This window comes from Promicromonospora alba (genome assembly GCF_042654905.1).
Taxonomy (GTDB): domain Bacteria; phylum Actinomycetota; class Actinomycetes; order Actinomycetales; family Cellulomonadaceae; genus Promicromonospora; species Promicromonospora alba.
Map to the genome: position 1 here is coordinate 325,174 of NZ_JBHSFI010000003.1, position 12,608 is coordinate 337,781.

The following is a 12,608-nucleotide window of genomic DNA, read 5'->3' on the forward strand; positions in this document are numbered from 1 at the left end:
CTCCTCTCACCTCGATGGCCGCGATGGTTCGGCGGCAGCCGCATCAGTCGCACCGACAGTTTCGATGGAGCACATGGCCACGGGTCAGAACCGCACGGCCGTCGTGTTGGCCCCGCACACCAGCACCGCGACCCGCTCCCCCGGCTCGGGCACGTAGCTCCCGGACAGCGCGGCGGCGAGCGCCGCCGCGCCGCCCGGCTCGGCCACGACGCGGGCCGTGTCCCAGAGGGAGTGCTGGGCCGACGCGATGGCGTCGTCGGTGACCAGCACCGACTCGGCGACGAACTGCTGGGCCAGCGGGAACATGAGCCGGCCCACCTGCCTGGGTGCCAGCGAGTCGGCGGCGATGCCCTCGGTGGGCGCGTCGACCGGCTCGCCGGCGGCGAGCGCACGGTGCAGCGTCGGCGAACCCTCTGGTTCGACGGCGACGACCTTCACGTCGCCGCGGAACCAGGCGGAGATGCCGCCGATGAGCCCGCCGCCGCCCACTGCGACGAGCAGCGTGTCGACGTCGGGCAGGTCCTGGGCGATCTCCAGCCCGAGCGTGCCCTGTCCGATCAGCGTCTCGGGCTGGTCGTAGGCGTGCACCGTCATGGCGCCGGTACCGGCGACAAACTCCTCGCTCGCGGCGAGCGCGTCGGCGTACCGGTCACCGCCCACGACGAGCTTCGCGCCGTAGCCGCGGATGCGGTCGGCCTTGGCCGGTGAGGTCACGCTCGGCACGAAGATCGTGGCGGGGATCCCGAGCCGGGCGGCCGCGTAGGCGACTGCCGCACCGTGGTTGCCGCCCGAGGCGGCGACCACTCCGGCGTCGGGCACCTCGCGGGTGAGCAGGCTCGTGAACGCGCCGCGCGCCTTGAACGAGCCGGAGTGCTGCAAGCACTCGAGCTTGAGCGAGAGGGGGTGCGCGGGGCGGCCGAAGTCCGCCAGGTCGACGTCCAGCACGGGAGTATGCCGCACGTGTGGGCGGATCAGGGCCTCGGCGGCGCGGATGGCGTCGCGGGTCACGTCGGTCAACTGGTGCTCCTCGGTGCGTCGGCGGTGGGGGTCACGAGATCCCGAGCTCCTTCGTGCGGTCCCAGTCCTCGGTCCAGCCGAGCTGGTCGAACATGGCGTCCAGGATCCCGGCGGTGAACCCCCACACGAGGTGGGTGAGGTCGCCGTCGTGCACGTGGAAGCCCGGGCCGCGCCAGGTCTGGTTGCCGCGACGGGCGACCACGGTGAACCGGTTGGCCGGGTCCAGGAGGTCGGCGACGGGCGCGCGGAAGACGTGCGCGGACTCTGCGGCGTCGACGACGCCGACGGGCGTGGGCCGGGCCCACCAGCCGAGCACCGGGGTGACCACGTGGTTGCTGACCGGCATGGGCAGCTCGTCGAACGCGCCGAGCACCTCGACGCCTGCCGGGTCCAGCCCGGTCTCCTCGACGGCCTCGCGCAGGGCGGCGGCCACGGCGTCCTCCCCGTCGTCGGCGCGTCCGCCCGGGAAGGCGACCTGGCCGGCGTGGCTGCGGAGCGTCGCGGCCCGCGCGAGCAGCAGCACGTCGAGGTCGGCGGGCACCGCGAGATCGTGGTCGTCGCGGTCGGCGGCCAGGTCGTCCAGGACGCCGAACAGCACGAGGACCGAGGCGGGGCGGGCGTCGCTCGTGAAGTCACCGCGCGCGTGCCGCCACGGCCCGTCGAAGCCCTGTTCGGCGAGCGCGACCAGCTGCTTGCGTGCGGATGCGGAGGAGCTCACTGCCCGACCTTAACTCCGGTTCCGGAGGCTTCGGCACCAGAGGAAGCGCACCGGGGGAAGCACGCCGGAGACGTTCACCAGAGGAACGACCGGATAGCGGCCGACACGGCGGCCGCCCGGTCGCGGTGCACCGCGTGCCCGGCGCCCACCACCATCCGCACCCGCACGCTCGGGTTGCGGATCATGAGCTCGACGCCGGTGGGCGACGGGAACAGGGCGCCGTGGGCGGGGTCCGCGCTCAGCACGAGCGTGGGGACCACGAGGCGGCTGATGACGCCGGTGTACCGCCACGGCGTGTTGTCCCGCAGGGTGCGCGCCACCGCCATGGCGTCGGCGGCCTTCGCTGCGGCCACGACCGCAGTGACGTCGCGCCGGTCCCAGGCCGGGTGCGCCGCCTGCACCGCCCGGGGCGAGCGCGGGTGGGCGGCCTCGGCGATCTCCGCCGCCGCGCCGGTCTCGAACCGGTCGTCCGGGATGTCGAGCGCGGGGTCGAGCAGCACCAGCCGCCGCGCGAACCTGCGGCCGGAGCCGGGGTCGGAGCCCGAGCCGGCGTCGGCGGCCAGCGCGCCGAGCAGGCCCCCGAGGCCGTGTCCCACCACGAGGTCCCAGCCGGCACCGAGGGCAAGCACGTCGGCGACGTGGTCGGCGAGCAGGTACGAGTCGGCGCGCGGGCTCGTCCCGTGGCCCCGCAGGTCGGGGGCGATCACCTCGTAGCCGTCCGCCGCGAGGGTCTCCGCGAGCTGCCACCAGGTGGCGCCGGCCGACACCGTGCCGTGCAGCAGGAGCGCCCGCCCGGGTCCGCTGCCCCAGCGGGTGGTGGCGAGCGAGACGGCCCCAGGTGGTACGGGCGCGTCGTCAGGACCTTCGTGCCGCATCACCATGAACAGAGGGTAACGAGCACATGTATACCGGCTTGAAACATTTGGACGTCGCTCGAAGGCGAACCGGTCGTCGCCGAAGACCGCAGGTCAGCGCAGCGCGGCCGGGTCCGCCCCGTGCGCCACCAGGAGCGCCCGGACCGCCGCCTCGGCGCGCCCGTACACGGCGTCGTCGCCGTACAGGAGTGAGCGGTCGTTGGCGGCGTTCAGCAGCGCGTTGATCTCGAACTCCACCTGGTCTGGCTCAGTTCCCGGGGACAGCTCGCCGGCGCCGGCCGCCGTCCGCACCTGGTGCTCGACGTACGACTCCCAGGACCGCTGCGCGGCCACCACCGCGTCCCGCACGGCTCCCTCGCGCATGTCGAACTCCACCTCGACCGTGCGGAAGAAGCATCCCCCGCGGAACACGCGCGTGCGGGAGTACTCGGTCCAGGCCAGCACCAGCGCCCACAGCCGCGGCAGGCCTCGCGGAGCGGAGCGCGCCGGGACGATCACGTGGTCGCGGTAGATCTCCGTGGCCCGCTCCACGGCGGCCAGCTGGAGCTTCTCCTTGGACCCGAAGAGGCCGGCGATAGCGCTCTTGTTCACGGGCGCGGAGGTGGCGAGCGTGCCGAAGGACAGCGCGTCGAGCCCGCTCACCGACGCCTCCTGCACCGCGTGGTCCAGCACGGCGCGGCGCGTGCGGTCACCCCGGGCACGGCGCAGGTCCGTCGTGAGATCCATAAAAGAGAGTGTACGACCGTTCGCACATCGGATAGTGTGCGAACGATCGTACAGATTGTTCAGCCAGTCCCGGACAGCTCCCGGAGGTCTTCCGTGCCCCAGTCCCAGCGCGTCACCCGCGCCACGTTCCGCACACTCGGGCGCACCGCGCCGCCGCTCGCCCTGGCGCTCGGCTCGGTCACCTACTGGCGACCCGGCCCTCCGGTGCCGGTCCGGCTCGCCGACCGGCCGGTCCACGAGTCCGCACGCCGCGGCTCGCTCGTGCACCGCCCCACGTTCCGCGGCGGCGGGCGCCGATCCACCCAGGTCGCCACCTACTCCTGGGGCGAGCCGGGCGCGCCCGGCGTCCTGCTCGTCCACGGCTGGCGCTCCCGCGCCTCGGCCTTCGGCCGGATCGTGGAGGACCTCACCGCCGCCGGGCTCCGGGTCGTCACCTACGACGCCCCCGCCCACGGCGACTCCGGCGGGCGCGGCCGCACCGGGCTGGACGACCTCGACATCATCCGCCGGCTGTCCGACGTCGAGGACGCACCCTGGGCGGCAGTGGTCGGGCACTCGCTCGGCGTGCTCGCCGCCGGGATCGCCCTGCACGAGGGCGTCCGGGCCGAGCGGTTCACCGGGGTCTCCGCCCTCACGTCGGTCCGCTCGGCCACCGACTGGTTCGTCCGGGTGTCAGGACTCCCCTGGGCGCTGCGGGACCGCTTCGCGACCGCAGTCCAGCGCTACGGGCTGCCCGGCCACCCCGATGTCTACGAACGCTTCGACCTGCTGGCGCGCACCGTGCCGGCGTCGGTCCCCGCGCTCTGGATACACGACGCCGAGGACCGCATGAATCCCCACGTCCTGTCCGAGCGGCTCCACGAGGCCCACGCGTCGTCGAGCGAGCTGTTCACGACCACGGGACTGGGGCACAACAAGATCCTCGGCGACGCGGCGGTCCGGTCCAGGATCCTCGACCACCTGGCGGCCCCGGCGTCCGCGTGACCGCCCGCCCGGGGACGCAACCCCATCCAAATGCACAAACACTTCCCTGACCTGCGAAAACACCCTACGCTGATGCCCGGTCCGCGCCGGTTCTGCGAAGGGGATCACCATGCAGTACGCGAGCGACCATGCCCTCGCGGCGACAGCTACGGGCGCCCTCGCGGCGCTGTGGTTCGCCTGGACCGTCCGGCACTCCGGACCCTGGACCCGGCTCCTGCCCATCGCGGGCGTCGTACTTTCCTGCGGCGTCGTCGTGGTCGCCGTCGTCGCTGCCGTGCGCTCCTGGCCCGACGGCACGGTCGTGACGGGGCGGGTAGTGGCCATCTACGTCGCGGCGCTCCTGGCCCACGGCGGCCTGACCCGGCTGTGCACCGGGCTCATAGCGAGCAAGTACCGGCGGGCGGTGGCGGCCGCCAAGGACGAGGACAAGGCCGGCGTCACCGCGGGCAAGCCGAGGCTCCACCTGATCCCGACGGTCGTCGCGCTGTCCACGGCGATCCAGGTGGCGATCGTCGCCAACACCCTCGACGTGCCCCTCCTGTACCTGGGTGCCGCTGCCGGGTTCCTCGCGGCCCTGGCGGCCTGGCCGCTCGGCTGGGTGCTGCGTACCGTCACCAGGCCGCGGGGCCCCCGTCCGACGGCGGCGCTCGCCCATCCCCTGACCGGGCTCCTCACCGGGACCATCCTCGTGGTGACCGCCGTGTGGGTGCTGCTACCTCCCCCGTAACCGCCCGCCGCCGAAGCCTTCCACGCAGAAGTCTGACGTTGTTCCTCCAACTTTTGCTTGACACTCGGCATAAGTCGCCATAGGTTCGCAAAGCCACCTTGTGGTGCACAACACGCATGCGAGCCATCTCATGTCTTTCCGGTTGGCCGCATGGGTCATGAGGGCGTGACCGCCGCCGCTGACGGTCACGAGCCAACGTCCTTGGAGGGAACGACGATGTGGTCCACCTTCGTGACAACGCTGTCACCCACGGCGTCGCCGCCGACGGCCTCGCGCGCCTGAGCCCCCATACCTCCTGATCCCTGTCTCGCCGGGCCCGCATCCGCATGCCCGGCGGTGTCGAACGGAGCCGCATGCCTGAGAACAACGCTGAAACCCGAACCCCGCAGAGCGCCGTGTCCCGTCGCTCGATCCTGACCGGAACGCTCGCCGGGCTGATGGCGCCGACCGCGGCGCTGGCGCTCGGCGCGGACACCGCCGCCGCGGCGGGGACCGGGATCGTCCGCCCGCTGGGCACCACCCGGCACATCACCGTCTACGCGGAGCCGCTGCCCGGCGGCCTCTACGGCTACGGGCTCACGCCCGGCAAGGCGACCATCCCCGGCCCCCTGCTGGAGATGTGGGAGGGAGACACCCTCCAGATCGAGCTGGTGAACAACACCGACAAGCGCCTGTCCATCCACCCGCACGGCGTCGACTACAAGACCGAGTCGGACGGCAGCCCGTTCAACGACTCGTTCAACGAGCCCGGCGAGACCCGCACGTACACCTGGGGCAGCCACGTGCAGACCCAGCTGGACGACGGCCACTGGCTGCCCGGCAGCGCCGGCTACTGGCACTACCACGACCATGCGCTGGGCGGTGAGCACGGCACCGCGGGCCTGCGCGCCGGCCTGTACGGCGGGCTCGTCGTGCGGCGCAGGGGCGACATCGTGCCCGACCGGACGTACACCGTCGTGTTCAACGACATGACCATCAACAACAAGACGGCCCCCGACACCCCGATGTTCGAGGCGAACCTCGGCGAGACCGTCGAGTTCGTCGCGATCGGGCACGGGGACCAGCTCCACACCTTCCACCTGCACGCCCACCGCTGGGCGAACAACCGGACCGGCTACCTGACCGGACCGGACGACCCCAGCCAGGTGATCGACACCCGCGACCTCAACCCGGGCGACTCGTTCGGGTTCCAGGTGAAGGCCGGCCAGAAGGTCGGCGCGGGCGCGTGGATGTACCACTGCCACGTCCAGTTCCACTCGGACGGCGGCATGGCCGGGATCTTCCTGGTCCGCAACGCGGACGGCTCCATGCCCGCCGGCGCACAGGACGCCATCGACAGGTTCCACGAGCACGGCGGCCACCTGACCAGCGGCGCCACCCAGTCCTCCACAGAGCCCAGCACCCAGACCAGCACAGAGACCGGCACAGAAACCGGCACGGCCCACTCCGGCCACTGACCGCACGCATCGATCACGCGCAAAGGAGCAGTGATGGAACGGACAGGAAGACGCACGATCCTCGGGGCGGCAGCCCCGCGCAGGTCGGTACGCGGCGCACTCGCCGCGGCAGCCGGCGCCGCCCTCGTCATGGGGCTGGCGACGGTCCCCGCCCAGGCCCAGCGGGCCACGACGGCGGACGTCGCCCCGGTGGCGGTCGCGCCGGCGGCGCTCGCCGAGGACGCGGCAGACATCAACGTGCTCGTGTTCCACGGCGCGCCGGACAAGCAGGCCGACCCCGTGGCGGCCGCGACCAGGACCATCAAGGAGCTGGGCGCCGAGCACGGGTTCACCGTGCGCACCGCCAGCGACCCGAGAGCCTTCACCGCGCAGAACCTCGCGGCGTTCCGCGGCGTCGTCTTCCTGTCCGCCGAGGGCGTCGAGCTCAGCACCGCGCAGGAGGACGCGCTCAAGGCCTACGTGCAGGACGGCGGTGGCTTCCTCGGCGTCCGCGACGCCGCACGCGCGCAGGACCGCTCGCAGTGGTTCACGGGCCTGATCGGCACCCGGCCGGCCGGCAACCTGCCGGACCCGCTGGCCGTCGCGAGCGTCAGCGCGAACGCCGAGAACCCGCCGAACGAGGACGCCGAGAACCTGATCGACGGCGACTCGAACACCAAGTGGCTCGCCTTCGAGCCGACGGCGACCATCGACCTCGAGATGGAGGAGGCCGTCGTCGCCACGCGGTACGCGCTGACCTCGGCGAACGACTTCGCCGGCCGCGACCCGAAGAACTGGACGCTGCAGGGTTCCACCGACGGTGAGACGTGGACCGACCTGGACACCCAGGCGGACCAGGAGTTCCCCGACCGGTTCACCCCGATGGACTACCGGTTCGAGAACGAGACGGCCTACCAGCACTACCGGCTCGACATCACGGCGAACGCGGGTGACGACCTGACCCAGCTCGCCGAGATCCAGCTCTTCGACGGCACGGGCGAGGAGGAGCCCGCCCCCGAGGTCCCGGTGCAGGAGGCGACGGTCAACGTCGTCGACCGGGCGCACCCCGCCAACGACGGGCTGCCGCTCAACTGGACCCGTTCGGACCGCTGGCTGAACTGGTCGCCGAACCCGATCGGCGAGGTGCACACGGTCGCGCAGGTGCAGGAGTGGGACTACGAGCCCGGCGAGAGCGCGAACGGCCCGTTCCACCCGATCTCGTGGTGCCGTGACTACGACGGCGGCCGGTCGTTCTACACGGGCATGGGCGGCACCGCCGAGACCTACGCGGAGCCGGAGTTCCGCGACCACCTGCTGGGCGGCCTGCTCTGGTCGACGGGCATGGTGCGCGGCGACTGCCAGGCGACCATCGCGGCGAACTACGAGGCCGAGCGCCTGACGGTGAAGAACGCGGCGGGCAAGCTCGACCAGATCGGCGAGCCCCACGGGCTCACGGTCGCACCCGACGGCGGCGTCTTCTACATCGGCAAGGCCGCCTGCCCGTCCGGTCCGGTGGTCTCGTGGGACGACCCGAAGGTGGGGCTCGGCTGCGGCACGGTACACCGCTGGGACCCGGACTCGGGGACCACGAAGCTGCTGACCACCCTCGAGGTCATGGGTAACCGCGGCAGCGGCAGCGAGCTGGTCAAGAACGAGGAGGGTCTGCTGGGGCTGACCCTCGACCCCAACTTCGACGAGAACCAGTGGATCTACCTCTACTGGATGCCGCACGAGTCGATCGACGTCGAGCGACGTGTCGGCAAGCGGACGGTCTCGCGCTTCACGTACGACGCCGAGGCGAACACCATCGACCAGTCCACGCGCAAGGACCTGCTGGAGTGGGAGACGCAGATCCACAGCTGCTGCCACGCGGGCGGCGGCATGGACTTCGACAACGACGGCAACCTGTACATCGGTTCCGGCGACGCCAACTCCTCGGGCGGTTCCGGTGGTTACTCGGGCAACAACTGGACCCAGGAGTACGCGGGCATCTCGTTCCAGGACGCGCGGCGCACGGCCGGCAACACGAACGACCTGAACGGCAAGATCCTGCGGATCCACCCGGAGCCGGACGGCACGGCGACCATTCCCGAGGGGAACCTGTTCCCCGAGGCCGACGACCCGGGCGACAAGACGCGCCCGGAGATCTACGTCATGGGTGTCCGCAACATCTCGCGCCTGGCCTACGACAAGAAGAACGACTGGCTGACGGCGGCGTGGGTGGGGCCGGACGCCGGCCTGCCGGACCCGGAGCTCGGGCCGGCGAAGTACGAGACCGCCACGATCATCACCTCGGCGGGCAACCAGGGCTGGCCCTACTGCATGGGTAACGGGCAGCCCTACCGGGACCGCAGCAACGAGGACGCGACGGTACTGACCGGCTGGTACGACTGCGACAACCCGAAGAACACCTCGCCGCGCAACACGGGCCTGGTGGACCTGCCGCCGGTGCGCGACAACATGATCTGGTACTCGCCGAGCGGCGGCGGACCGGTCTTCCCCGAGGGCGAGAACGGCATCCCGTCGTACGTGGACGCCGAGGCGACCTACACCCAGCCGTACCTGCGGGGCGGCGGTCAGGCGATCATGAACGGACCGACCTACCACCGGTCCGAGGTGGACACCAGGAGCGGCGTCGCCTGGCCCGCGTACTGGGACAACAAGTGGTTCATCGGTGACCAGTCCAACTCGAACAACCGGATCGCCGTCACGGTGAACCCGGACACGGTGGACGAGGCCGCTCCCCCGGTCTTCGCCGAGGACCTGCGCCAGATCATCCAGGGCGGCAACGGCAACGACGACGTCGACCAGTGGATGGACGCCAAGTTCGGTCCGGACGGGGCGCTGTACCTGCTCGACTACGGCGGCGGCTTCTTCTCCCTCACCGACCGGCAGAAGCTGACCCGGATCGCCTACACGGGCGGCGCGCCGACGCCGACGCCTGCCGGTTCCGGGGCCAGCGTGCAGAGCGACCCGCTCACCGTCGCCTTCACGGGCGGCGACTCGGGCGGCGTCTCCTACGCCTGGGACTTCGGGGACGGGAGCACCTCGACCGAGGCGAACCCGCGGCACACCTACAAGAGGGTCGGGAGCTACGACGCGACGCTCACGGTGACCTACGCCGACGGCGACACGACGACTCTCGACGTCCCTGTCGAGACGACGTGCACCATCCCGGACGACCGCAAGAACGTCTGGATCGGTACCACCAAGACCAGCGTCGCGAGCGTCGACCTGGGCGGCTGCACCATCAACGACCTGATCAACGACGAGCGCGACTGGGACACCAACGGCCGGTTCGTGAACCACGTGACCGCGGTGACCAAGCAGCTCGTGGCGGACAAGGTCATCACGAAGGCCGCGCAGACGAAGCTGGTCCAGGCCGCGAAAGCGTCGGACATCGGGACGGAGGCCCACTCCGGGTACCGGTGGCTCTTCGACGGTACGGCGGAGACGCTCGCCGACTGGCGGCAGGCGCCCGGCGGAAACTTCGACCTCCGCGACGACGGGTCCATCCGGGCCCAGGGCGGGCTCGGCATGCTGTGGCACCCGGGCGAGGAGCTCGAGGACTTCTCCCTCAAGCTGGAGTTCAAGGACGTCGCTCCAGGCACCGGCTACGCGAACAGCGGTGTCTTCACCCGGTTCCCCGACCCGCGCGTGCCGCGGGACGAGCGTCCCGAGTGCGGTCAGCTGACCGACGCCGAGGCCTGGGTGGCCATCTACTGCGGCCACGAGATCCAGCTCTACGACGGGCCGACCGGCGAACCCCAGAAGACGGGGTCGGTGTACAACTTCGACTCGAACGGCCTGCCCCAGGCGGGGGTCACCCCGAAGGGCGAGTGGAACGAGTACGAGATCCAGGTGGTCGGCCAGCAGTACACGATCATCCGTAACGGCGAGGTCATCAACGAGTTCGAGAACTCGCCGGGCAAGGAGTCCTCGCGCGCCGGCGACCCGCCGACCGACCTGCGGCAGTTCCTCAGCGGCTTCATCGGCCTGCAGAACCACAGTGACGCCGACGCCATGGAGTTCCGCAACATCCGGGTGCGCGACCTGTGACCGCCCCCGTCGAAGAGAGAGGCGTCCCCATGTTCCGACACAGACTGTCCCGGCTCCTCGCCGGGGCCGCGGTCAGCGCCCTCGTGGTGCTGCCGCTGGCCCCGGCGGCCACCGCCGCGGAGTACCGCGGCGAGATCTCGTCCGAGCGGTCCGCCACCCCGGCGGCAGCGGAGGCGACCGACCAGGCGGCGAACCAGGCAACCGACCAGGCAGCGGACCAGGTGCTGACCTGGACCGCTGACGCGAGCGTCTCGGAGTACGCCTCGGCACCCGCCACGGCGACCGCCGGGGCGGCGACCATCGTCTTCGAGAACAGCGCGGCGACAGGCAACAACATCGGCATGTCGCACACGCTGACGTTCGACACCAGCACCCCCGGGTACAACCACGACATCACGCTGGACATCCTGGCCAACCCGTTCGACGCCAACGGCGGCCGCTACGAGGCCGAGGTCGTCCTGACCCCTGGCACGTACCGGTACTTCTGCGCCATCCCCGGGCACAGCACCATGGTGGGCGAGCTCGTGGTCACCGAGGACCCGGGCGAGGACACCACCGCACCGGTGGTGACCGCCGACGTCGCGGGCCAGCAGGACGCGGACGGCGCCTACATCGGCTCGGCCACCGTGAGCCTCACGGCCGAGGACGCCGGCTCCGGCGTCGCCTCCGTCGAGTACTCGCTCGACGGCGGTGCCTACGTGCCCTACGGCGAGCCCGTCGTGCTCGACGAGCCGGGCATGTACATGCTCGAGTACCGCGCCACCGACAACGCCGGCAACGTCTCGGAACCCGAGATGGCGCACGTGACGGTGGTGCCCTCCGACGGGGAGGACACGACCGCACCCACCGTCACCCCCGAGGTGACGGGCGAGCTCGACGACAACGGCGCCTACGTCGGCACCGCCACCGTGAACCTCAGTGCGGTGGACGCCGGCTCGGGCGTGGCGAGCGTCGAGTACGCGCTCGACGGCGCCGAGTACGCGCCCTACACCGACCCCGTGGTCGTCGACACGGTCGGTGAGCACACCGTGACCTACCGGGCCACGGACAACGCGGGCAACGTCTCCGCACCCGGCTCTGCGACGTTCACCGTCGTGGAACCCTCCCAGGAGGACACCACCCCGCCGTCCGTCACAGCGGAGGTCACGGGCGAGCAGGACGCCGACGGCGCGTACGTCGGCTCCGCGACGGTAAGCCTCCTGGCCGAGGACGCCGGCACCGGCGTCAAGAGCGTGGAGTACAACCTGGACGGCGCCGGCTACAAGGCCTACACGGCACCGGTCGTGGTCGACGTGACAGGCCCGCACACGCTGTCCTACCGGGCCACCGACAACTCCGGGAACGTCTCGCAGCCCGGCAAGGTCGACCTGGTGGTCGTCGGTGGCGCGGACCCGCCGGACACGACCCAGCCGATCGCGTCGGCACAGGTCGACGGGGAGCAGGACGACGACGGTGTCTACATCGACTCGGCGACCATCACCATCAACGCCCGGGACGGCGAGTCCGGGGTGGCGTTCATCGAGTACGCGCTCGACGACTTCATCTTCCGGGAGTACACGGGGCCGATAGTGGTCACGGCGGGTGGAGCGCACGAGCTCGGGTACCGGGCGACCGACAACGCCGGGAACGTCACGCGGACGGGGACGCTCAGGTTCTCGATCGCCCGTGAGGGGATCGACGCGTGTCCGGTCTCCGACGAGCGCCCCACGGTGATCATGGGCGACGTCGACAGCAAGGTGGCCAACGTCGACACGGGTAACGGGTGCACGATCGCGGACCTCGTCGACGCCGACGGGCAGTGGGTGAGCCACTGGGCGTTCGTGCGCCACGTGACCCAGGTCGCCGACCAGCTCCGGGCGGACGGCGTCATCACCGAGACGAAGCGCGCGAAGCTGGTCAACGCGGCCAAGCGCTCCGACGTCGGCCGGTAGCCAAACAAACACAACAAGAGGCTCGGGGCACCTCCCCACGGGAGGTGCCCCGAGCCTCTTGCCGTACCGGCCCAGCTTTCACGCTGAGTGCTGGCTATTTGCGGTCTCGCGGCGTGAAACCCAACAAATAGCCAG

General features: G+C 71.3%; 9 protein-coding genes. 5 read left to right on the plus strand and 4 right to left on the minus strand.

Features of this window, described 5'->3' with window-relative positions; translation table 11 throughout:
* Positions 1-84 precede the first annotated feature (84 nt).
* The 4 genes from ACFO6V_RS06720 to ACFO6V_RS06735 form a co-directional block, all read right to left on the minus strand.
* Positions 85-1,017, minus strand: coding sequence for a threonine/serine dehydratase (locus ACFO6V_RS06720; RefSeq protein ID WP_377133509.1), 933 nt, complete (start codon positions 1,015-1,017; stop codon positions 85-87).
* Positions 1,018-1,048: 31 nt separating this feature from the next.
* Entirely contained in the window at positions 1,049-1,735 is a 687-nt protein-coding gene (locus tag ACFO6V_RS06725; RefSeq protein WP_377133511.1) for an NUDIX hydrolase, read from the minus strand.
* A gap of 74 nt (positions 1,736-1,809) precedes the next feature.
* A complete protein-coding gene (locus ACFO6V_RS06730; protein ID WP_377133513.1) occupies positions 1,810-2,616 on the minus strand; it encodes an alpha/beta fold hydrolase in 807 nt (268 codons plus the stop codon).
* An 87-nt stretch (positions 2,617-2,703) separates the two neighbouring features.
* Complete coding sequence (locus tag ACFO6V_RS06735; RefSeq protein WP_377133515.1) at positions 2,704-3,336, minus strand: TetR/AcrR family transcriptional regulator; 633 nt, start codon at positions 3,334-3,336, stop codon at positions 2,704-2,706.
* A gap of 93 nt (positions 3,337-3,429) precedes the next feature.
* Here ACFO6V_RS06735 and ACFO6V_RS06740 point away from each other — a divergent pair, with 93 nt between their 5' ends.
* The 5 genes from ACFO6V_RS06740 (at position 3,430) to ACFO6V_RS06760 (ending at position 12,473) form a co-directional block, all read left to right on the plus strand.
* Positions 3,430-4,320 (plus strand): alpha/beta fold hydrolase, encoded by an 891-nt coding sequence (locus ACFO6V_RS06740; RefSeq protein ID WP_377133517.1) that lies wholly within the window; start codon positions 3,430-3,432, stop codon positions 4,318-4,320.
* Positions 4,321-4,429: 109 nt separating this feature from the next.
* On the plus strand, positions 4,430-5,047 hold the full coding sequence (locus tag ACFO6V_RS06745; protein ID WP_377133519.1) for a hypothetical protein: 618 nt from the start codon (positions 4,430-4,432) through the stop codon (positions 5,045-5,047).
* 353 nt (positions 5,048-5,400) lie between these two features.
* Positions 5,401-6,504, plus strand: a complete 1,104-nt coding sequence (locus ACFO6V_RS06750) for a multicopper oxidase domain-containing protein (RefSeq protein WP_377133521.1) — start codon at positions 5,401-5,403, stop codon at positions 6,502-6,504.
* Between the two features lie 33 nt (positions 6,505-6,537).
* The gene (locus tag ACFO6V_RS06755; protein ID WP_377133523.1) at positions 6,538-10,542 is read left to right on the plus strand and encodes a ThuA domain-containing protein; all 4,005 of its coding nucleotides are present in this window, start codon (positions 6,538-6,540) and stop codon (positions 10,540-10,542) included.
* A gap of 29 nt (positions 10,543-10,571) precedes the next feature.
* Positions 10,572-12,473: a cupredoxin domain-containing protein gene (locus ACFO6V_RS06760; RefSeq protein WP_377133525.1), complete on the plus strand. Its 1,902-nt coding sequence runs from the start codon at positions 10,572-10,574 to the stop codon at positions 12,471-12,473.
* Positions 12,474-12,608: the final 135 nt, after the last annotated feature.